Source organism: Rhizobium sp. WSM1274, assembly GCF_025200775.1.
Lineage (GTDB): Bacteria > Pseudomonadota > Alphaproteobacteria > Rhizobiales > Rhizobiaceae > Rhizobium > Rhizobium leguminosarum_I.
The window spans coordinates 614450-634608 of the sequence record NZ_CP104138.1; the positions used below are offsets into that span (position 1 = coordinate 614450).

At 61.3% G+C, this 20159-nt stretch carries 21 protein-coding genes; 14 read left to right on the forward strand and 7 right to left on the reverse strand.

Translation table 11 applies throughout. The features are described 5' to 3' along the window. The first annotated feature begins 57 nt into the window (after nt 1-57). The 3 genes from N2600_RS02900 to N2600_RS02910 all read left to right on the forward strand — a co-directional run bounded on the left by N2600_RS02900 (nt 58) and on the right by N2600_RS02910 (nt 3633). The gene (locus N2600_RS02900; RefSeq protein ID WP_260297911.1) at nt 58-855 is read left to right on the forward strand and encodes an IclR family transcriptional regulator; all 798 of its coding nucleotides are present in this window, start codon (nt 58-60) and stop codon (nt 853-855) included. A 250-nt stretch (nt 856-1105) separates the two neighbouring features. Further along, nucleotides 1106-1840: a LuxR family transcriptional regulator gene (locus N2600_RS02905; RefSeq protein WP_162118897.1), complete on the forward strand. Its 735-nt coding sequence runs from the start codon at nt 1106-1108 to the stop codon at nt 1838-1840. Nucleotides 1841-2472: 632 nt separating this feature from the next. Further along, nucleotides 2473-3633: an Mrp/NBP35 family ATP-binding protein gene (locus N2600_RS02910; protein WP_162118898.1), complete on the forward strand. Its 1161-nt coding sequence runs from the start codon at nt 2473-2475 to the stop codon at nt 3631-3633. 227 nt (nt 3634-3860) lie between these two features. Here N2600_RS02910 and N2600_RS02915 read toward each other — a convergent pair whose 3' ends face one another. Continuing rightward, entirely contained in the window at nt 3861-4097 is a 237-nt protein-coding gene (locus N2600_RS02915) for a hypothetical protein (protein ID WP_017963016.1), read from the reverse strand. A 39-nt stretch (nt 4098-4136) separates the two neighbouring features. Here N2600_RS02915 and N2600_RS02920 point away from each other — a divergent pair, with 39 nt between their 5' ends. The 8 genes from N2600_RS02920 to N2600_RS02955 all read left to right on the forward strand — a co-directional run bounded on the left by N2600_RS02920 (nt 4137) and on the right by N2600_RS02955 (nt 11423). Next, complete coding sequence (locus N2600_RS02920; protein ID WP_311319301.1) at nt 4137-5114, forward strand: magnesium transporter CorA family protein; 978 nt, start codon at nt 4137-4139, stop codon at nt 5112-5114. A gap of 18 nt (nt 5115-5132) precedes the next feature. Beyond that, nucleotides 5133-7031, forward strand: coding sequence for a potassium transporter Kup (locus N2600_RS02925; protein ID WP_260110211.1), 1899 nt, complete (start codon nt 5133-5135; stop codon nt 7029-7031). A gap of 289 nt (nt 7032-7320) precedes the next feature. Next, nucleotides 7321-8514 carry a cell wall hydrolase gene (locus N2600_RS02930; protein WP_260297913.1) on the forward strand — a complete coding sequence of 398 codons (1194 nt, stop codon included), beginning with the start codon at nt 7321-7323 and terminating at the stop codon, nt 8512-8514. A gap of 271 nt (nt 8515-8785) precedes the next feature. Then, the gene (locus tag N2600_RS02935; RefSeq protein ID WP_018483239.1) at nt 8786-9118 is read left to right on the forward strand and encodes an AtpZ/AtpI family protein; all 333 of its coding nucleotides are present in this window, start codon (nt 8786-8788) and stop codon (nt 9116-9118) included. 64 nt (nt 9119-9182) lie between these two features. Further along, complete coding sequence (locus N2600_RS02940) at nt 9183-9935, forward strand: F0F1 ATP synthase subunit A (protein ID WP_260297914.1); 753 nt, start codon at nt 9183-9185, stop codon at nt 9933-9935. A gap of 67 nt (nt 9936-10002) precedes the next feature. Then, nucleotides 10003-10230: a F0F1 ATP synthase subunit C gene (locus N2600_RS02945; RefSeq protein ID WP_003545854.1), complete on the forward strand. Its 228-nt coding sequence runs from the start codon at nt 10003-10005 to the stop codon at nt 10228-10230. 77 nt (nt 10231-10307) lie between these two features. Then, nucleotides 10308-10931 (forward strand): F0F1 ATP synthase subunit B, encoded by a 624-nt coding sequence (locus N2600_RS02950; protein ID WP_260110214.1) that lies wholly within the window; start codon nt 10308-10310, stop codon nt 10929-10931. Between the two features lie 3 nt (nt 10932-10934). Further along, nucleotides 10935-11423, forward strand: a complete 489-nt coding sequence (locus N2600_RS02955; RefSeq protein ID WP_222385774.1) for a F0F1 ATP synthase subunit B — start codon at nt 10935-10937, stop codon at nt 11421-11423. Between the two features lie 489 nt (nt 11424-11912). Here the strand turns inward: N2600_RS02955 and N2600_RS02960 are convergent, their stop codons facing one another. After that, nucleotides 11913-12602: a ribonuclease HII gene (locus N2600_RS02960; RefSeq protein WP_260297915.1), complete on the reverse strand. Its 690-nt coding sequence runs from the start codon at nt 12600-12602 to the stop codon at nt 11913-11915. A 274-nt stretch (nt 12603-12876) separates the two neighbouring features. Further along, complete coding sequence (locus N2600_RS02965; protein WP_170276672.1) at nt 12877-14034, reverse strand: PA0069 family radical SAM protein; 1158 nt, start codon at nt 14032-14034, stop codon at nt 12877-12879. Between the two features lie 139 nt (nt 14035-14173). Between N2600_RS02965 and N2600_RS02970 the strand changes: the two genes are divergently transcribed. Both N2600_RS02970 and N2600_RS02975 read left to right on the forward strand, forming a co-directional pair. After that, nucleotides 14174-14692, forward strand: a complete 519-nt coding sequence (locus tag N2600_RS02970; protein ID WP_017963026.1) for a glycosyltransferase family 2 protein — start codon at nt 14174-14176, stop codon at nt 14690-14692. Nucleotides 14693-14878: 186 nt separating this feature from the next. Next, nucleotides 14879-15193, forward strand: coding sequence for a hypothetical protein (locus N2600_RS02975; protein ID WP_260297916.1), 315 nt, complete (start codon nt 14879-14881; stop codon nt 15191-15193). Between the two features lie 124 nt (nt 15194-15317). Here the strand turns inward: N2600_RS02975 and moaB are convergent, their stop codons facing one another. The 4 genes from moaB to N2600_RS02995 form a co-directional block, all read right to left on the reverse strand. Further along, entirely contained in the window at nt 15318-15869 is a 552-nt protein-coding gene (gene moaB / locus N2600_RS02980; RefSeq protein WP_260297917.1) for a molybdenum cofactor biosynthesis protein B, read from the reverse strand. Further along, a complete protein-coding gene (locus N2600_RS02985) occupies nt 15869-16780 on the reverse strand; it encodes a 4-(cytidine 5'-diphospho)-2-C-methyl-D-erythritol kinase (RefSeq protein ID WP_260297918.1) in 912 nt (303 codons plus the stop codon). Before N2600_RS02985 ends, moaB begins: the two co-directional genes overlap by 1 nt. Before the next feature lie 57 nt (nt 16781-16837). Next, the gene (locus N2600_RS02990) at nt 16838-18670 is read right to left on the reverse strand and encodes a tetratricopeptide repeat protein (protein WP_260297919.1); all 1833 of its coding nucleotides are present in this window, start codon (nt 18668-18670) and stop codon (nt 16838-16840) included. 134 nt (nt 18671-18804) lie between these two features. Continuing rightward, entirely contained in the window at nt 18805-19821 is a 1017-nt protein-coding gene (locus N2600_RS02995) for a polyprenyl synthetase family protein (protein WP_017963032.1), read from the reverse strand. A gap of 108 nt (nt 19822-19929) precedes the next feature. On the opposite strand from N2600_RS02995, the gene N2600_RS03000 reads away from it, so the two are divergent. After that, nucleotides 19930-20157, forward strand: coding sequence for a putative signal transducing protein (locus tag N2600_RS03000; protein ID WP_024321294.1), 228 nt, complete (start codon nt 19930-19932; stop codon nt 20155-20157). Nucleotides 20158-20159: the final 2 nt, after the last annotated feature.

A 20159-nucleotide genomic window follows, 5' to 3' on the forward strand; every position in this document is an offset into this window, starting at 1 on the left:
TTGACTATATGGAATTATCGAATTACAGTGCCCTTTCTGTCAAGGGTGAGTGACGCGATGAATTCGAACGGCGACGGCGCAGCACAGGCACGCGAGACCGGCACGCTCGGCAAACTGATGGTTCTGCTCGATCTCGTCACCCATGCCGACGCCCCGTTGCGTTTCACCGATATCCTGGCTCTCGCCGGCCAGCCGCGCGGCACGCTGCATCGCCAGCTGAGCCACCTGGTGGAGGAAGGGCTGATCGAGCTCGATGGTGACGGCCGCTATGCGCCAGGCCTGCGCCTGCTCGATTTCGCCGCGCGCAGCTGGGCGCGCAACGATTTCCGCTTGATCGCCGAGCCGCACCTCGCCGATCTGCAGCGGGCGACCGGCGAGACGGTGCATCTCGGCGTTCTCCGCGGACAGTCGATCATCTATCTCGATAAGGTCGAAGGCCGTCAGCCTGTGCGCATGTATTCGCAGATCGGCAATGCCTCGCCCTGTTATTGCACCGGCGTCGGCAAGGCCGCCTTGTCGCTGCTGCCGGCCGAAGGCCTTGCCAATCTCGTCGCCGGCTTGAGCTTCACCAGCTTTACCGCCTCGACCCATGTCTCAGCCGAAACGCTGCTTGCGGAAATCCGCGAGATTGCCGATCAGGGCTATGCCTTCGACCGTGAGGAGCATGAGGCCGGCATCCGCTGCGTTGCCGCACCCGTCTGGTCGGAGGATCGGACCTTTATGGGTGGCATTTCGATTACCGGCCCGGCCTATCGGTTGTCGATGGAACTTCTGCACCAGTGGGCCGTTCCGGTTCGACTGGCGGCTGGGAGGATCATGGAAGGCATGCGCGTTCGTCTCGGTCCGCGCCGCTGAGGGAAAAATCACAATCGGCCCGCTGCCGGACGCGAGCAGAGCATGCTTATGATGAGCGCGATATTGAGATTTGCCGACGAATCACCACAACTAGAACGGTCCGCGAAATCTACAACCAGTCATCGGCTGAACGCTCAACGCTGAAGCCGATTCCACAAGCGATCGTCGTTCCCCATGCAATTGAAACACCCCTAGCGGGCAGGTTTCGCAAACGGTTTGCCGGCCGCTGTGCCGAAGATGAAGAAATGTGATGGCACCCTTGTCGCAAACATCCACGGAAGAAGACGATTATGTTCAGGAAATTGCGGGCCTGAAGACCCAGTTCGATATTTTTCGTTTCATGAAACGGGTGACGGAAGCCTATCGCAGCCGTGCCTTCATGGTCCTCAACCTGCCGCCGATCACCTCCCTCGATCTTCAGGGCAGCACCGTCATTACCAGCTGGCCGGCCGAGCTTCTGGCTCTCTACGACCAGGAAGGCCTGATGGTGAACAGTCCGGTTCTGAGGCGCCTCAGAACATCCGCGCGACCCTTTTTCTACGACATGTCGCGTCAGAACTGGTCGCGGGACGACGGCAAGTCCATTCTCGTTGCCTCGCTGTTCGAACGTTTCAAGATGATGCGCTGCGCCTATTTCCCGACGCATGATCCTTCCGGCCTGCGCGGCGCCGTCTCTTTCGCCGGCGACCGCGAGCCCTTCAATCCGGCCGAGATGCGCGAGCTGTGCTACATCGCCATCCACGTCTTCGACAGGCTTGGGGAGATCCGCAACCTCGATACGCGCATGACGGACACGCTGACCGACCGCGAGATCGATTGCCTCAACTGGACGGCAGCCGGCAAGACCAGTGCTGAAATCGCCGAAATCCTCACCCTCTCCGAGCACACGGTCAATCACTACCTCAACCGCGCCACCAAGAAGCTCGACACGGTCAACCGCACCCAGGCCGTCGCCAAGGCGCTGCGCATCGGCCTGATCAAATAAGTTGCAAAAACAACCGACTGCTTTCCGAGCCGCCCAGCGCGTAGGCATACCTTTCCCGCTGAGGGGCTGCCGCAAGCGCTTTTGCGCTCTTTTCCCTGATTTTTCATCTGGCACGCTTTCTGCATCTCTTCGGCGAGAGGTCCAGAGGGGACTTTGAGACCAGCGCCAGGAAATGGCGCGGCCGACACACCGCTGCCCGACGCCGATGCCGCTTTTCTCCCGGCCCTTCGGCGTCGGCGGCGGTTGTTGCGTTTTGGCACCGCTTCTTTCGCAGCTGTTGGCGATTTCATCTTCCTTGTTCACTTTTCGCTGGTCTTTTTTTCGGCTTGCGCTAGTTCGCCCCGGATTGCGCCGGTTCTAGGGGAGACCGTTGCGGCCATCAGGGCGAAAGCCCGGCGGACTTGATGGCCGCAACGGACTGCCAATTCTCCCCGGCGTTCTTTTTGGCCCGCCGGATTTTCCTCCCGATGATTTTGTTTGGCGAAGGCTTCGGTCTCCACTATTTCTACTGCATGACTTAGCCCAATCGGAATTGATTGGGCTGAGTCATGCAGCAATTCAAGTGCTACAGCGTCCTTGCGCGTCTTGAGAGACGCGCGACGCTGTAGTCTGCAAGAAGCATTGAGGGTGAAATGGCCGACGTCACCAAGGAACAGGTTCTCGAAACGCTGAAGACCGTGCGTGGACCGGATCTCGAGCACGATATCGTCGAGCTCGGCATGGTCTCCGACGTCTTCATCTCCGACGGCAAGGTTTATTTCTCCATCACCGTCCCGGCCGATCGCGCCAAGGAGCTGGAGCCGATGCGGCTCGCCGCCGAGCGCGTCATCAAGGAAATGCCGGGCGTCAAGGGCGCCCTCGTCACACTAACGGCGGACAAGAAGGCGGCCGCCGCCGCTCCGGCTGCCCGCCCTGCGCCGAACCCGCCGCACGGCCATGCCGGCCACGATCACGGGGCTCACGTCCCTCAACAGCCGCCGCGCGCCGGCAAGATCGGTGTGCCCGGCATCGGCGCCATCATCGCGGTCGCCTCGGGCAAGGGTGGGGTCGGCAAGTCGACCACCGCCGTCAATCTCGCACTCGGCCTGCTCGCCAACGGTCTTCGCGTCGGCATTCTCGATGCAGACATCTACGGTCCCTCGATGCCGCGCCTGCTGAAGATATCGGGCCGCCCGACGCAGATCGACGGCCGCATCATCAATCCGATGGAGAATTATGGCCTCAAGGTCATGTCGATGGGCTTCCTTGTCGACGAGGAGACGGCGATGATCTGGCGCGGGCCGATGGTGCAGTCGGCGTTGTTGCAGATGCTGCGCGAAGTCGCCTGGGGCGAGCTCGACGTCCTCGTCGTCGACATGCCGCCCGGCACCGGCGACGCGCAGCTGACCATGGCCCAGCAGGTGCCGCTTGCCGGTGCGGTCATCGTCTCCACACCGCAGGATCTCGCTCTGATCGATGCCCGCAAGGGCCTCAACATGTTCCGCAAGGTCGAGGTGCCTGTGCTCGGCATCGTCGAGAATATGAGCTACTTCATCGCCCCTGATACCGGCACCCGCTACGACATCTTCGGCCATGGCGGCGCCCGCAGGGAGGCCGAGCGCATCGGCGTTCCCTTCCTCGGCGAAGTGCCGCTGACGATGAACATCCGCGAAACCTCTGACGCCGGCACGCCGCTCGTCGCCTCCGAGCCGAACGGCATCGTCGCCGGCATCTATCGCGGTATCGCCGCCAAGGTCTGGGAGCAGCTCGCCGGCCAGTCCCAGCGCCCGGCGCCGGCGATCGTCTTCGAATAATGCATGCCGCCCGGAAGTGTGCAGCGGTTTCCGGGATGACGGCATGCATAAGACAAAATGCATGCCGCCCGGAAGTGTGCAGCGGTTCCGGGATAACGGCATGCATAAGACAAAATGCATGCCGCCCGGAAGTGTGAAGCGGTTCCGGGATAACGGCATGCATAAGACAAAGAGCTGGCGCGCGTCGCATGAATCGGGTTCGACGCGAGGTGCTTTAGCGAGCCGAATCACCGCAGCGGATACCCCAAATTGTGGGGGAAACGTGGTGAAAAGCCGCGCTTCACGGAAGATGTCTTGATTATTTCACGGCTTTGCTTCATATGCCGCGGCGCCATGATGGCGTTTTGCTGCAGATGCTCAATGAGGCCGTCCCCGTTTCGAAGGGTCCGGCCCGCCTGCAAGTTCGGAGTTGTCTTGTCGATCGAAGGATTGGGAACTGCGATGCAGTTGAGCACAATGCGCATGCCGGCCTTTGAGGTTGGATGCAGCCGGAGAGACTACCGGTGATTACCGCTTACTGTTCCAATTGCAAGTCGGTCGAGATCCGCGATCTGTCGCATGCCGCCTCCTTTCCCGAGGATGTCGTATGGATCGACATGATCGAGCCGACCCGCGACGAGGAACTCTATGTCGAGAAGGTTCTCGGCATCGAGGTCCCGACTCGCGACGATCTCAAGGATATCGAGCCTTCCGCCCGTCTTTATGTCGAAAACGACGCCGTCTTCATGACCGCTTCGCTGCTCTGGAAGGCTGACACCGACGTGCCGACGCTGACCGATGTCGCCTTCATCCTGGCTGGAAATCGCCTGGTCACCATTCGCTACGCCCATCCCAAATCCTTTGCGCTGTTCATCGCTGCCCTCCACCGGCTGCCGGAAAACTGGCGCAGCGGCGCTGCCCTTCTCGCCAAGCTCTTGGAGACGATCGTCGACCGCACCGCCGAAATCCTCGAAATCTCCATCTCCCGTATCGACATCCTCTCGACGCATGTCTTCGGCGATCGGGCAAGGAAGGTGCGCAAGCCCTCGAACTACCTCGAGGAGAAGTTGCTCGATATTGCCGGCCATCACCGGATGATCAGCAAGGTGCGCGACAGTCTCGGGTCGCTTACTCGCCTGCTGACGTTCTTTCACACGATCCCGGCGATCCAGCAGGACCGCGAGGCGAAGGAGCTCTGCCGCACCGTCTCGCGCGATGTCCAGTCGCTGTCGGAGCATGCTTCCTTCGTCGCAGGCAACATCACCTTCCTGCTCGATGCTTCGCTCGGGCTGATCAACATCGAGCAGAACTCGATCATCAAGATTTTCTCGATTGCCTCGGTGGTGTTCTTGCCGCCGACATTGGTCGCCTCCATCTATGGTATGAACTTTCAGGTCATGCCGGAGTTGACCTGGGCCGCGGGTTATCCCTATTCGCTGGCCTTGATGGTGATTTCAGCCGTCATCCCCTTTTTCTTTTTCCGCTGGAAAGGCTGGCTCTAAGGAGCTTGTTACAACTTCATGTCCGAAGAGAGCCATCCGAACGAAAGCCATATGACGCCGCGAAAACTGTTCTATCTCGCGCTGGGTTCCGTCGGTGTCGTCTACGGCGATATCGGGACCAGCCCGCTCTATGCCTTTCGCGAGGCGCTGAAGCCGGTGGCCCATGACGGCGTCACCCGTTTTGAAGTCATCAGCCTGATCTCGCTGATGATCTGGGCGCTGACGATCATCGTCACCATCAAATATGTGCTCTTCCTGCTGCGCGCCGACAACGACGGCGAGGGCGGCACGCTGTCACTGCTTGCCCTGCTGATGAAGACCGCCAACGGCCATACCGCCATCCTGATGCTGCTTGGCCTGATGGGTGCTGCCCTCTTTCTCGGCGATGCGATGATCACGCCGGCTCTATCGGTGCTGTCGGCCGTCGAGGGCCTGAAGCTCGTCACACCCAGCCTCGCGGAATATATCGTGCCGATCTCGGTGGTGATCCTGGCGCTGCTTTTCGTCGTGCAATCGCGCGGCACCGGTGCCGTTGCAAGGTTCTTCGGCCCGATCACCGCCGTCTGGTTCCTCGTCATGGCCGCCGCCGGCATTTCTCATATCTCGGACGATTACGGAATCCTTGCCGCCTTCAATCCCTATTATGCCGTCAGCTTCCTGCTGCATGAGGGCTTCTACGGCGTCGTCGTACTTGGCGCCGTCTTCCTGACGGTGACGGGCGCCGAGGCGCTCTACGCCGATCTCGGCCATTTCGGCCGTCGTCCGATCCAGTGGGCCTGGTTCCTGCTGGTTTTCCCGTCGCTGACGCTGAACTATCTGGGGCAGGGGGCGCTGGTTCTCGGCAATCCGGCGACGATGTCCGATCCCTTCTATCTGATGTATCCGAAATGGGCGCTGCTGCCGGTCGTCATCCTGGCGACTGCCGCGACGATCATCGCCAGCCAGGCTGTCATCACCGGCGCCTTCTCGATGGTGCGCCAGGGCATCAACCTCGGCTTCCTGCCGCGCATGGAAATCCTCTTCACCTCGGAAACCAATACCGGGCAGATCTTCGTGCCTTCGGTCAACGCCGTGCTGTTCATCGGCGTCATCTTCCTGGTGCTGAGTTTCAAAACATCGGACGCGCTGGCGACCGCCTACGGTATCTCCGTCACCGGCGCCATGGTCGTCACCTCGATCATGGCCTTCGAATTCGTCCGCGCCCGCTGGAACTGGTCGCTTCCGGTTGCGGTGATCGCGCTCGCGCCGCTGGTGGTGCTCGAAATGATCTTCCTCGGCGCCAACCTTTTGAAGATCCACGACGGCGGCTATATCCCGATCATGATCGCCACGGCCTTTACCGTCGTCATGTGGACCTGGCGTCGCGGCACGGCGATCCTGATGGAAAAGACCCGCCACACCGATATCCCGCTCGCCTCCTTCGTCAGCTCGATCGAGCGCAAGAGCGAACATTCGCCGGCCCAGGTTCCGGGCACCGCGATCTTCCTGACCAGCGATCCGGAATCCGCCCCCGCCGCCTTGCTGCACAATCTCAAGCACAACCACGTGCTGCACGACCGCAACGTCATCCTGACGATCCGCACGGTCAACAAACCGCGCGTCCCGAGCCACGACCGCTACAGGGTCGAGCAGATTTCCGAGCGTTTCTCCCGCGTCGAGCTGCTGTTCGGCTTCATGGAATCGCAGAACGTCTCGCAGGCCTTGGCGACGCTGCGCAAGACGGGACTGAAATTCGACATCATGTCGACCTCCTTCTATCTCGGCCGGCGCAAGCTGGTGCCGGACGCCAAGTCGGGCATGCCCTACTGGCAGGACCGGCTCTACATCGCGCTCGCCAACGCCGCCGCCAACCCCTCGGATTACTTCCGCCTGCCGGCGAACCGCGTAGTGGAACTTGGCTCGCACGTTATTATTTGATTGCGTGGGGCAAAGACCCCGCCGCAAACCCTTCCCCACAAGGGGGAGGGCTTAACCAGTTGCGCCGTCTGCCAGCTTTTCGACGTTTCAGAATAAGCGAGGCGGTGCCGCGCTAAGTCCCTCCCCCTTGTGGGGAGGGGCCTTTCGCGAGGCTGCGACACACCTCATCCCTCGAATTACCCCACATTAGATTCTCATGGTCACATTCCGGCACGGGCTGTTAACCGGACATCAAGGTTAATGCGAGATTTTCAATGGAATGTTCCCGCGTTCCATGCCGGAGTCCGTGTTGCGTCGAAAGAGCCCTTCCCGTAGCAAGCTGCGTCTTATTCCCGAGAATTGGGTGTCGCCCGCAATCTTCGGTCTCGCCGGCTGGCTGATTTTCCCGAGCGTCGCATCCCATGCCGATCTCGCCGCCATGCTTGCCGGCCTCGATCATGAGGGTGAGAACTGGCGCATGGTGCTGACCAATTCGCCGGCCGGCTCCATCCACCAGGCCGAACTCGCCTTCGCCGAGCCGATCGTGACGGGTTCGATCTCTGCCGGTGCCGGCATGGTGCTGCCCGATGGCCGCAAGGTCGCCTTCACCGCCAAGGACAAGGGCGCTGCCAAGGATAGGGGCCGCGAGGATACGCCGGACGAGGATCGCGTCAAACGCAGCGCTAAGAAAGGCCGGGTCGTCGCCGTCGAGCAGATGCAGCCGCCGAAGGATTTTTCCGCCGGCTCGATCCTCGAACGTACCAAGATGCTCTTCACCCCGAGCTTCGATCTCAAGGACCGCTCGGCCTTCGTCAAGCCGAAGATCCAGGGCAGGGAAATCGAGATCGCCACATCTTTCTATAAGACGCAGCCTGTTGTGACCGATATCGGCGTGCCGGCCATGCTCGCAAGCCTCGTCACCAGCAACAAGGCCGATGTGCTGGCCACGGCCTACGCACCGGCAGCACCTGATTATGCCCGCCAATCGCCCTTCGATTCGATCCTGGCCGAACAGGACAGCGGCCGCTTCGTTCCGGAGATCGGCCCGCGCGACCATGCCTGGGCCGCAAGCGTGCTGGCGCCGAGCGTCTTTTCCGCTCGCGAACAGCAGTGCCTTGCCTCCGGTATCTATTTCGAAGCGCGTGGAGAATCGGTGAAGGGCCAGGCGGCCGTCGCCCAGGTTATCCTCAACCGCGTCCGCAACCCCTCCTATCCCAAGACCATCTGCGGCGTCGTCTATCAGAACGAGGATTGGCGCAACCGCTGCCAGTTTTCCTTCGCCTGCGACAGCATCAAGGACAGGGTGAACTCGGAAGATCACTGGCGAGTCGCCCGCGACGTTGCGATGGCGGTGACATCAGGCAAGATCTGGCTGCCGCAGGTGGGCTCGGCGACGCACTATCATGCCGTCTATGTCAGACCGAAATGGGCAAAGACCATGGAAAAGGTCGGCCGCATCGGACTTCATGTCTTCTATCGCACCTATGGCGGCGGCTGGAGCTGAGATAAATCGCTTGGGCAAGCCGATTTCCGGCCCGGAAAAGCGGATTCTTTCCGTCGAATTTGCGCGATCGACCCAGAGTCGATTTATCTCTTTGATTTGATGGAATTATTTTCTCGCTGGACAGAAGCTGTCTACGCCTTGACTATGCTAATCCCTAAAACTATGTTGCGCGCGACTTCAGAACGGGCCGGAAGGGTCTCAACCTTCGCGTCCGGGGTCCGAATGACCGGGGTAGCGGGAGTGCGGGCGACGGGCATGCGAGGATAGATCCATGGCGGATGACCGCGAGGAAAGTCTTGAGAAGCGCCGTGCGCAATTGGAAGCGAAACTCGCGACCAAACGCGTCGAGACGGGAGAGGACGAGGCCAGGGAAGCCCGTGCCGAGGTAAGCCGCAAAGGTTATGCCCAGGCGATGAAGCTTTCCAGCGAGTTCATTTCCGCAATCGTCGTCGGTGCCGTCCTTGGCTATGTCCTCGACCGTTTTGTTGGCACGGCGCCTTGGGGTTTGATTGTTCTTCTGCTTCTCGGATTTTGTGCCGGCGTTCTGAACGTGCTGCGTTCTGCGGGGGTGGTGGCCCATCCCCTGGACGACGACAAGAAATAAGGACCGGGTCCGGTCCAGTGCAATGACCCCGCGTTCTGCGGGCCAAAGAGAGAGAGAACAAGCGGTGTCTAGCGATCCGACTCATCAGTTCCTGATCCAGAAGATTGTGCCGATCGAAATCGGCGGAATTGATTTTTCGTTTACCAATGCATCGCTCTTCATGGCCGCTTCGGCTGCCATCGCCGCAGGTTTCCTTTATTTCGCGACCTCGAACCGCGCCATTGTGCCGGGCCGTTCACAGTCGATCGCGGAAATTTTCTATGAATTCATCGCCAAAATGCTGACGGAAGGCGCGGGCAAGCAGGGACTGCAGTTTTTCCCCCTGGTCTTTTCGCTCTTCATGTTCGTGCTGACGGCGAACCTGCTCGGCATGTTCCCGTATTTCTTCACGGTGACGAGCCAGATCATCGTTACCGCCGCGCTGGCGCTCCTCGTCATCGGCACGGTTCTCGTCTACGGTTTCTACAAGCACGGCTTCAAGTTTCTGAATGTCTTTGTGCCCTCGGGCGTACCGGGCATTCTGCTGCCGCTGGTCGTCACGATCGAAATCATCTCCTTCCTGTCGCGACCGATTTCGCTCTCGGTTCGTCTTTTCGCCAACATGCTCGCCGGTCACATCACGCTGAAGGTGTTCGCAGGCTTCGTCGCCTCGCTTGGAGCCCTCGGTGCTGTCGGTGTCGGTGGCGCCGTTCTTCCCCTCATCATGACCGTCGCCCTGACCGGTCTCGAGTTCCTCGTCGCCTTCCTCCAGGCTTACGTCTTTGCGGTGCTGACTTGCATGTACCTCAATGACGCGATCCATCCGGGCGGGCACTAAGGATAACGACATCGACGTCAAAGGGCGTCAGTCATTCGCCGCAACAACCATTTCAAAGGAGTTCAACATGGAAGCGGAAGCAGCAAAGTACATCGGTGCAGGCCTGGCTTGCTTTGGTATGGCCGGTACGGCTCTCGGCCTCGGCAATATTTTCGGCAGCTACCTCTCCGGCGCTCTGCGCAATCCGTCTGCCGCTGACAGCCAGTTCGGCCGTCTGGTATTCGGCTTCGCAGTTACGGAAGCTCTGGGCATCTTCTCGCTGCTCGTCGCTCTCCTCCTCCTCTTCGCCGTCTGATATCGGCGAATAGATGGATCACGGCCTGCGATCGCAAGCCGTGATCCTTTGCATTTGCAGTCCACCTGGAGGTGAGCATGTTTTTTGTGACCCCGGCTTACGCTGAGGAAGCACCGGCGGCAGCGACGGGTACGGATGCGCATGCCGCTCCGGCCGCAGGCGAGGTCCATACCGAGACTGGTGTTGCCGAAGGCGGACACGCCCGCGGCCCCTTCCCGCCTTTCGATTCGACGACCTACGCGTCCCAGCTGCTCTGGCTGGTGATCACGTTCGGCGTCTTCTATTTGCTCATGCAAAAGGTCATCGCGCCGCGCATCGGGGCGATTCTCGATCAGCGTCACACGCGCCTCTCCCAGGATGTGGAAGAAGCAGGTCGCCTGAAGGCGGAGGCCGACGCTGCCGTTCGGACCTATGAAGGTGAACTGGCCGCTGCCCGTGCCAAGTCCAATGCGATCGGCACTGCCGCACGCGACGCTGCCAAGGCCAAGGCCGAAGAGGATCGCCGCGCCGTCGAGGCAAGCCTGTCGGAAAAGATCAAGGCTGCCGAGCTTCGTATCGGCGAGATCAAGGCCAAGGCCTTCGCCGATGTCGGCACCATTGCCGAGGAAACGGCCGCTGCCGTTATTGATCAGCTGATCGGCGGCACCGTCGCCAAGGCCGATGTCGCCGCCGCCGTTGCGGCCGCCAAGAAGGAGGCTTGATCGATGGAATTTCTTGATGCGACTTTCTTCGCCTTTGTCGGCCTCGTCCTCTTTCTGGCGCTGGTCGTCTACCTGAAGGTTCCGGGCATGATGGCGAAGTCGCTCGACGACCGCGCCGACCAGATCCGCAACGATCTGGCCGAAGCCAAGCGTCTGCGCGAGGAAGCCCAGCACCTGCTCGCCGAATACCAACGCAAGCGCAAGGAAGCGGAAGCCGAAGCGGCCCACATCGTTGCCGCCGCCGAACGCGAAGCCGAAATGCTGACTGCCGAAGCGAAGAAGAAGACGGAAGAATTCGTCGCCAACCGCACGGCGCTGTCCGAGCAGAAGATCAAGCAGGCCGAGGTCGAGGCGATGAAGGCGGTGCGCTCCGCCGCCGTCGATCTCGCAATCGCGGCCGCCGAAACCGTGCTTTCCAAAAGGGCCGACGTCAAGGTTCAGTCCGAGCTCTTCGGCAACGCCGTCGGCCAGGTCAAGACGCGGCTGAACTAAGCAACTTTGAAAAGATTGAGAGGAAGGCCGGGCATGTCCCGGCCTCTTCTTTTGCTGGCAAGGCTTGGTCTTTACTCGGCTTGGGGCCGAGGACAATGCGGTACCGTTGAACCGGCATCGCCACCTTCGCCTGGGTCGAATCACGTTTCTCGAGCCGTCTTCGAACCGTTGTAAACAGGGCGAAGGGACATGCCGCAACGTCTCGATTCCCTCTTCTCCCCAGCGGGGAGAAGGTGCCCGTAGGGCGGATGAGGGGGCCGCGAATCCGATCTTTCCTACAATGCCGATGCGCGCGCTGGGACACATGGCGTTGCCGTCGCGGCGGATAGGTAAGTGGGAGCGTGATTGTGCCGTGCGGCCCCCTCATCCGCCTGCCGGCACCTTCTCCCCGCTGGGGAGAAGAGGACATGTCGCGACCTCTCCGTTCCTCGCGCCCCTTTCACAGAGCATACCGCGGACTGTTCATTTGCCAGGTCTTCTGTGGGCGATCTATTCGGAAAGCAGTTCATCCGTCTCAGGATCATCTTCGACCTTGCGCAACGGCCTGAAGCTCATCCGGTGCAGCGAGCAGGGGCCGTGTCTCTCGATGCCGGCGCGGTGCTGCGCCGTGCCATAGCCCACATGCGCGGCAAAGCCGTAATCCGGAAATACCTTATGCGCTCGCGCCATCATCCGGTCACGCGTCACCTTGGCGACAATCGAAGCGGCGGCGATCGAGACCGAGCGGGCATCACCCTTGACCACGGCCTGTCCGGGGCAATCGAGGCCGGGCGGCACGTCGAGGCCGTCGGTCAGCACGTAGCTTGCCGGAATGGCGAGGCTGCAGATGGCGCGGCGCATGGCGTCGAGGCTTGCCTTGCGGATATCCGTCTCGTCGATACGCGTCGAACTGGAGGAGGCGATGGAAACGGTCGCAGTTGCCAGAATCTGCACGAACAGTTCCTCGCGCCGTTGCGCCGAAAGCTGCTTGGAATCGTTCAGACCCTCAGGGATGCGCCGGGGATCAAGGATGACGGCGGCAGCCACGACGGGTCCCGCCAGCGGCCCGCGGCCTGCCTCGTCGGCACCCGCGACCGGCCAGTGGCCGGCCTTGCGGGCTTTGAGCTCCAGTCGAAAATCCGGCACGAGCGGAACCGTGTCGAAAAGCAGGGGAGAATCGGGTGGCGTGCGAGGTTTCATGCGGCTGAACCTCGCACGCCAACCCGATTTCCCGCAAGTCCCCGGATCAGGGCGGCGGCCGGGGACGCTCCGGCGGATGGTGGCGGTCAGGGCCATCCGCGGGAATTGCGCTCGGGGCTCGAAAACAGGGCGGTTTTGTCGAGCTGCCGATGCGCAAGCTAGAAGCAATTCCAGGAAAAGTGTGCAGCGGTTCTCCGTCCGGAATTGCGTAAAAGGTTAGAGGAAATTCCAGACAAAGCGCGAAGCGGCTTTGTCCGAATTGCGAGAAAAAAAGTTAGAGCAGCGATAGTTGCACGCCGCTGCCATCCGGCGGCACGAACAGATCATCGCGTAGCGGCACGCTGCGTCGCGTCAGCTCGAAACGCCGGGCTGCCATTTCAAAGCGCCGGGCGATCTGCCAAGCATAGGGACCGGCGCCTTTCATGCGCTTGCCGAATTCGGCGTCATAATCCTTGCCGCCGCGCATCGAGCGCACCAGCGACATCACATGCCGATAACGATCGGGATAATGCTGCAGCAGCCAATCGCGAAACAGCGGACTGACCTCGAGCGGCAGTCTGAGGATGACATAGCTCGCCTCGGCAGCACCGGCAGCCTTGGCCGATTCGAGGATGCGCTCCAGCTCGTGGTCGTTCAGCGCCGGGATGAGCGGGGCGGCCATCACAGCCGTCTGGATGCCTGCTTCGGCCAGCGTGTGGATCGTCTCCAGGCGCCGCGGCGGCGTGGCGGCACGCGGCTCCATCGTCCGGGCAAGCTTGCGATCCAGCGTGGTCACCGAGATGCCTACACGCACTAGATTCTTGCTTGCCATCTCCTGCAGAATGTCGAGATCACGCAGGATCATCGCCGACTTGGTGACAATCGATACTGGATGGTTCGCCTTGTTCAACACCTCGAGGATGCCGCGCATGATGCGCCATTCCTTCTCGATCGGCTGATAGGGATCGGTATTGGTGCCGATCGCGATCACCCGCACCTTGTAGCCGGGCTTGGCGAGTTCCCGCTCCAAGAGTTTTGCCGCATCGGGCTTGGCAAACAGCTTCGTCTCGAAATCGAGCCCCGCAGAAAGCCCCATATAGGCGTGTGTCGGCCGGGCGAAACAATAGATGCAGCCGTGCTCGCAGCCGCGATAAGGATTGATCGAGCGGTCGAAGGAAATGTCCGGCGATTCGTTACGGGTGATCGCCGTGCGCGGTTTTTCGACCTGCACTTCCGTCTTGAACGGCGGCAATTCTTCCCACGTCTGCCAGCCGTCGTCGACGGTCTCGCGCTGCTGCGCTTCGAATCGACCTGTCGGGTTCAGTCCCGCCCCACGCCCACGACGCCGATCGACCTCGACCCTCAGACCGGAGGAAACGATCATCGCATCGGCAATATCTGCCGTATTGGCAGGCGCGAATGCGGCCTGCCCTGCCAGGGACTGCTCTCTCATCGGATTCTCCCGCGGCGAAAAGCCATCGCCGTCGCCCGTTTTGCTGATTAAATTCCTATCCGCAAAAAGAGAACAATGCAAGAACAAAATGAGGAAAACGGCGCTGGCAAAAATTTGTGCGGCGCATTATAAATAGTCAATGTTGACGGTTGTTCTCGAATGTCAGGATCAGGAATCTGAGCTGGCACAGACTTTATCGGTACTGGTGGCGGGCGCGGTGGAGGGGCTGGTGAGCGATGTGGTCGTGCTCGATCACGGCTCGCGCGACGGCACCTCGCGGGTGGCCGACGCCGCCGGTTGCCGCTTCCATTCGCAATGGGATATCAAGGACATCGTCCGCGCTGCCCGCGGCGAATGGCTGCTTTTCGTCGAGCCGGGTGCAAGACCCCAGGCCGGCTGGATCGATGAGATCGCCGAATATGTGGCGCTGAACAAGCTGCCGGCGCGCTTCACCGCATCGCGCGGCTACCGGCGCCCGTTCTTCCAGCGTGTCGGCCGGACCGTGCCGCCGCTGGAACTCGGCTTTCTCCTGCCGAAGAAGCAGGCGCTCGCCATCGCCAAAAGCGGCATGCGGCTCACCGAATTCGTCAAGGGCCAGAAGCCGCGCCGGCTGGCGAGTGAACTCATTCCCTCCTGGGTCGCCCGCGCTGCGCGGTAGGTTCGCGACTCTCTCCACCGTTCGCGCAAAAGATGGCACCCAATAGGATTTCGCGCTATAATTCAAATATGGCGCCGTCGAAGCGCCTCGCTTCGCAACGGAATGGCCATGGAATGCCGGTGAACGGCAGAACAGGTCAGTGACAATCTCCTCTTCTGCCGGGTTCCCGGCGAAAGGAGGTGCGTCATGACACGCGGTATGGTCTTCGGCCTCATAGCCGTCATATTGCCGACAATGGTGATCGCGCATCCGCATTCGGCAGCATCGCAGATGATGCGCAGTTGCGCAGGCCGACCCGAAATCGCCAATTTCCTGGACAAGAACTTCGCTGAAAAGCTCACGGCAGTCGGACTGATCAACCAGAACGCCATTCTCGAGGTCTATGCCGCCGAAAGCGGCACCTGGACACTCATCGTCACGGATGTTCATGGCATAAGCTGCGTCCTGCTGTCGGGTGATAGCTGGGACACGATGCCCATCCTGCCAGGCATTGCGACATAACGCATGTCCCGCAAAAGTGTGCTGCGGTTTTGCAATAACGACATGCGTAAAAACGATGACCTGAAGCGCAAGGAGCGAATCTGAAAGATTACGCGCTTTAGGCGATGCCGCTGTTGCAGGCAGTCTATTTGGTCGCGCCGCGTTTCAGGTGCTCGTCCAGACGCGGCATGATCTCGACGAAATTGCACGGCACGCTGCGATAGTCGAGCTGTCCTTTCAGAATGCCGTCCCAGGCATCCCGGCAGGCGCCGGGCGAACCCGGCAGCACGAAGATGAAGGTGGCGTTGGCAACACCTGCCGTGGCGCGCGACTGGATCGTCGCCGTGCCGATCTTCTCGTAGGAGATCCGGTGGAATATGGCGGAAAAGCCGTCCATCCGCTTTTCGAATAAAGGTTCCAGCGCCTCGGGCGTCACATCGCGGCCGGTAAAGCCGGTGCCGCCAGTGGTGATGACGACGTCTATATCTTCGTTCTCAGTCCAGGCCTTCACTCGAGCGGCAATCTTTTCGCGATCATCGGGCACAATTCCCCGGTCGACCAGCCTGTGGCCCGCCTCCGTGATCCGCGCCGCCAGCGTATCGCCTGACTTGTCCGTCTCCGGCGTGCGGGTATCCGAGACAGTCAGAACCGCAATGCCGACCGCGACGAAGGGCCGTTTTTCGTCCAGATCTGCCATCATGCGCCTCCCGAAACGGTTTCCGTCGCCTGGAAATACCAGTCAGGGCGCGCGTCGTGAAGTGCTGCCGCCGCATCTTTGGCAGCAGTCATGCTCGCAAATATGCCGAAACAGGTGGCACCGGAACCGGACATGCGGGTCAAAAGCGCGCCCTTCGCTTGCAGCATCGCCGAGATCGCCGTGATCTCGGGCACGAGTTCGCGCGCCGGCGGCTCCAGGTCGTTGCGGGCAGCAGCAATTGCCGCGAGCCAGTCGGCAGTCTGAAGCCGGCTCGGTGCCAGGCGCAGAGCCGGATTGTTTTTCTCCGCCAGCCGGCGGAAGACCTCGGGCGTCGAGACGCCCTTCAGCGGATTGGCGAGCACCATGGCAAAGGCCGGCAGCTCCGGCACGGGTTCGAGCTCTTCGCCGATGCCGCGGGCAATCAGCGGCCGGCTCGCAAGGCACATCGGCACGTCGGCGCCGAGCTTCAGGGCGAGAGCTGCGAGCGCCTCCTCGGGCAATGTCGCGCCCCAGAGTCGCATCAGCCCGCGCAGCGTCGCAGCCGCATCGGCCGAGCCGCCGCCGATACCGGAGGCAACAGGCAGGTTCTTTTCCAAATGGATGCGGACGGGGAAGGCGAGGGGACCGATCGCCTCTCGCAGGAGGTCGCGCGCCTTCAGCACCAGGTTGGTGCCGCCATCGCCGGCAAGTGTTTCGCCGAAACGGCCAGACAGAAAAAATTCGTCGGCCGGCGACCGCGTGAAGGCCAGCCGGTCGCCATGATCTGCGAAGGTCACCAGCATATCGAGCAGATGATAACCGTCCGGCCGCTGGCCCGTCACATGCAGGGCCAGGTTGATCTTCGCGCGAGCTTCCTCGGTGATGCTGGAGCATGATGCCGAAAAGTGTGAGAGATTTTCGGACGACATCATGCTCTATTTCTTTGATCTGTTTCCGGCCAAGCCCTTATCAGGCATGCCTTCCGCCCGTCAGGATTTCTTGTCGACCGGCGGCGGGATGACGGGCGCCGGATCCGGCTGCTTCTTGTCGGCCGCCTTGGCATCGTCGCTGGCGGGAGGCAGGCCGTTGGCGACTTTGTCCTTGATCTTCGGGATCTCGGCAGCTTCGGGCTCGGAGCTGAGCGCCCGGTTCCACTGGTAGACGGCCTCGAGCTTGCGGCCGACGCGCCAGTAGGCGTCGCCGAGATGGTCGTTGATCGTCGCGTCGCCGGCCTTGATCTGGGCGGCGCGCTCCAGCTCGTCGACGGCATCATCGAAGCGGTTGAGGCGGAAATAGGCCCAGCCGAGCGAATCGATGATGTAGCCGTCGTCGGGGCGAAGGTCGACGGCCTTCTTGATCATGCCGAGACCTTCGTCGAGGTTCCGGTTCATGTCGATCCAGGAATAGCCGAGATAGTTCAGCACCTGCGGCTGGTCGGGATTGAGCTCCAGCGCCTTGCGGAAGTTCGGCTCCGCCTGGTCCCACTTCTTCAGCCGCTCATAGGCAATGCCGCGCTGGAAGAAGACGCTCCAGTTGGCGCGGCCGGGAATGGGGCCGATCGCTTCGACGGCCTTGTCGTAATTGGTGGCCATCGCCTCGTAGTCCTTGGCGTCGGAGAGGACGCTGCCATAGGCGAGGTAACTGCGGATGTCCTTCGGGTCGGAGGCGATCAGCGCCTGCAGGTGCTTGCGCGCCTCGTCCACCTTGCCGCCCTGGGCAAGGGCAAGACCGAGCTGCAACTCGGAGATGCGCCGCATCGGCGAATTCTCCGGCACCTTCTTGTAGAGCGCGATGGCGCGGTCCATCTGATTCTGTTTCTCGGCGATGCCGCCGAGCAGCACCAGCGTATCGGCGCTGTTCGGATCGAGCGCATTGGCCGTCTGCAGGTACAGCGAGACGATGTCCTCGGCGCCGTCGCGGTTCAGCGCGCCGCCGACGGAGAAGAGCACGCCGGCAGCCCCTTCTTCGGCCGTCTTGACCTGCTGTTCCTGCTTCTCGTTCTTTTCAATGCTGTCGCGCAGCGCGTTCAGCGGCGCATAGTTCGGCAACAGGTTGTCGCCGACGGAAACGGCGTCGAGCGCCTTCTGCTTGTTGCCTTGTGTTGCTTCGAGGCGGGCAAGCGCCATCACCGCGCGCATGAAGGTATCCGGCGCCGTTGCGCCGCCTTCCTTGTCGAGCACGGCATCGTTCAGATGCTGACGGGCGGCTTTCACGTCGCCGGTGACGATGGCGATCGCCCCGGCATTGTAATTCTGGAAGATGCGGAACCAGTCCGGCCCCTTCATCTTCTCGACCATGGTGAGTGCTTCCTTGCCGCGGTCGGCGCCGACGCGGGCCCAGGCGAGCAGCAGGTCGTTCATCATCCGGTCGAGATCGTTCGGCCCCTTATATTTCAGGATGGACTCGGCGGTCTTGTAGTCGTCGCGGCGCACGGCATCCATGCCGCGCACGATCGTGGTGATGCGCTCGACGGAAGGATCGCCTTTCAGGTCGTTGGCATATTTGACGCCCTCCTTGATGTCGCCACTGAGCAGCAGCGAGATCATCAGCCGCTGGCGGATCTCGGGATTGCCTGGCTCGATCTGCAGCGCCTTCTTGTAGAGCTCGATCGCCGTTTCGTAGTCATGATCGACATCGGCGGTGCGCGCGGCAAGGAAGGCGCCGGAGAAAGTGGTGACGCTGTCCGCATCAAAGTGAGCGGCCGTACCGGCATCGTCTGCCTTGGCCGCATCCTCGGCGTTCACGCCGGCGACACTGCCCAGCGAAAGGACAGCTGCAAGCGCTGCGCTCGTAAGAAGACGGATGGCAAGTCTCTGCCGCATTAGGAAACCTTTCTTCGACGGCGTCCCGACAAATGCTGCCGGTCGCAAAACCAGTTGCGATCACTGATTCACAACAGGATGGCTTTTTTGAAGCGGCGCTGCAAGAAAATCAGCCTGCGATCAAGGACGTTTGATCAATTGACGCGCTCGATGCAGAAGTCGATCACTTCCATCAGGGCGGATTTCCAGACCGTATCGGGAAGGGGCGCAAGCGCGTCCCGTGCGATCGTTCCGTAATGGATCGCGCGGCCGATCGTGTCGCTGAGCGTGCCATATTTGGTGATCAGCCCCAGCGCTTTTTCGAGATTGGCGTCGGTGCTGTTGCCGGCTTCGATCGCATCGCGCCAGAAGGCGCGCTCGTCCTCGGTGCCGCGGCGATAGGCCAGAATGACTGGCAGGGTGATCTTGCCTTCGCGGAAATCGTCGCCGACATTCTTGCCGAGATCGGCCGCCTTGCCGCCGTAATCAAGCGCATCGTCGACGAGCTGGAAGGCGAGCCCAAGATTCATGCCGTAGGATTTCAACGCATTGCGGCCGGACCGGCCGATCTCGGCGACGATCGGCCCGACTTCGGCGGCAGCGGCAAAGAGGGCCGCCGTCTTGGCGCGAATGACGGAGAGATAATCGTCCTCGGTCGTCTCCATGTTCTTGGCGACGGAAAGCTGCAGCACTTCGCCTTCCGCGATCACGCAAGCCGCGGAAGACAAGACGTCGAGCGCATCGAGCGAGCCGACATCGACCATCATCCGGAAGGCCTGGCCGAGCAGGAAGTCGCCGACCAGCACGCTTGCCTGGTTGCCCCAGATCATCCTCGCCGTCGATTTGCCGCGGCGAAGATCGCTCTCGTCAACGACGTCGTCATGCAGCAGCGTCGCCGTGTGCATGAACTCGACTGAGGTGGCGAGCTTGACGTGGTTTTCGCCCCTGTAGTCGAACAGCGAGGCGGAAGCCAGCGTCAGCATCGGCCGCAGCCGCTTGCCGCCCGATGAGATAAGATGGTTCGCCACTTCGGGGATCATCTGCACGTCGGAGCCGGCCTTGGACAGAATGAGCTGGTTCACTCGCTCCATGTCCGCCCTGGTGAGATCGACCAATGGCTTGATGGATGCCAGTTTGTTTTTGCTTTCTTCAAGCGGTATGACCACGCCCAACGACCCGGACTCCTGTTCATTCTTTGCATCTGACAATAGAAAGGGGCGATGGACGCGGCAAGGGGTGAATTGTCGCGCTGAGCGAAATTGGAAGGAAAACGACGGCAAATGCATGAACTTATCCGCGCCAACGACCCCGTTCTTCTCTCCTATGCCGAGAGTTTGATGAAGGATGCCGGAATTCACTGCTTCATCGCCGATCAGGGCATGAGCGTGCTGGAGGGCTCGCTCGGCATGCTGTCGCGCCGCCTGCTGGTGGATGAGGAGATGGCCGATCAGGCGCGCCGCATCCTCATCGATGCCGGTCTCGGTGGCGAGTTGCGCGAGCGGAAGTGAGC

Excerpts from the sequence above, each read along its gene's own strand:
- N2600_RS02915 (WP_017963016.1), bottom strand. The coding sequence starts at position 4,097 with ATGCGCATTGTGCTCAACTGCATCGCAGTTCCCAATCCTTCGATCGAC.
- N2600_RS02905 (WP_162118897.1), top strand. The coding sequence starts at position 1,106 with ATGGCACCCTTGTCGCAAACATCCACGGAAGAAGACGATTATGTTCAG.
- N2600_RS02965 (WP_170276672.1), bottom strand. The coding sequence starts at position 14,034 with ATGAGAGAGCAGTCCCTGGCAGGGCAGGCCGCATTCGCGCCTGCCAAT.
- N2600_RS02960 (WP_260297915.1), bottom strand. The coding sequence starts at position 12,602 with ATGAAACCTCGCACGCCACCCGATTCTCCCCTGCTTTTCGACACGGTT.
- N2600_RS02945 (WP_003545854.1), top strand. The coding sequence starts at position 10,003 with ATGGAAGCGGAAGCAGCAAAGTACATCGGTGCAGGCCTGGCTTGCTTT.
- N2600_RS02955 (WP_222385774.1), top strand. The coding sequence starts at position 10,935 with ATGGAATTTCTTGATGCGACTTTCTTCGCCTTTGTCGGCCTCGTCCTC.
- N2600_RS02935 (WP_018483239.1), top strand. The coding sequence starts at position 8,786 with ATGGCGGATGACCGCGAGGAAAGTCTTGAGAAGCGCCGTGCGCAATTG.
- N2600_RS02925 (WP_260110211.1), top strand. The coding sequence starts at position 5,133 with ATGTCCGAAGAGAGCCATCCGAACGAAAGCCATATGACGCCGCGAAAA.
- N2600_RS03000 (WP_024321294.1), top strand. The coding sequence starts at position 19,930 with ATGCATGAACTTATCCGCGCCAACGACCCCGTTCTTCTCTCCTATGCC.
- N2600_RS02950 (WP_260110214.1), top strand. The coding sequence starts at position 10,308 with ATGTTTTTTGTGACCCCGGCTTACGCTGAGGAAGCACCGGCGGCAGCG.
- N2600_RS02900 (WP_260297911.1), top strand. The coding sequence starts at position 58 with ATGAATTCGAACGGCGACGGCGCAGCACAGGCACGCGAGACCGGCACG.
- N2600_RS02990 (WP_260297919.1), bottom strand. The coding sequence starts at position 18,670 with ATGCGGCAGAGACTTGCCATCCGTCTTCTTACGAGCGCAGCGCTTGCA.
- N2600_RS02985 (WP_260297918.1), bottom strand. The coding sequence starts at position 16,780 with ATGATGTCGTCCGAAAATCTCTCACACTTTTCGGCATCATGCTCCAGC.
- N2600_RS02910 (WP_162118898.1), top strand. The coding sequence starts at position 2,473 with ATGGCCGACGTCACCAAGGAACAGGTTCTCGAAACGCTGAAGACCGTG.
- N2600_RS02970 (WP_017963026.1), top strand. The coding sequence starts at position 14,174 with ATGTTGACGGTTGTTCTCGAATGTCAGGATCAGGAATCTGAGCTGGCA.
- N2600_RS02975 (WP_260297916.1), top strand. The coding sequence starts at position 14,879 with ATGACACGCGGTATGGTCTTCGGCCTCATAGCCGTCATATTGCCGACA.
- moaB (WP_260297917.1), bottom strand. The coding sequence starts at position 15,869 with ATGGCAGATCTGGACGAAAAACGGCCCTTCGTCGCGGTCGGCATTGCG.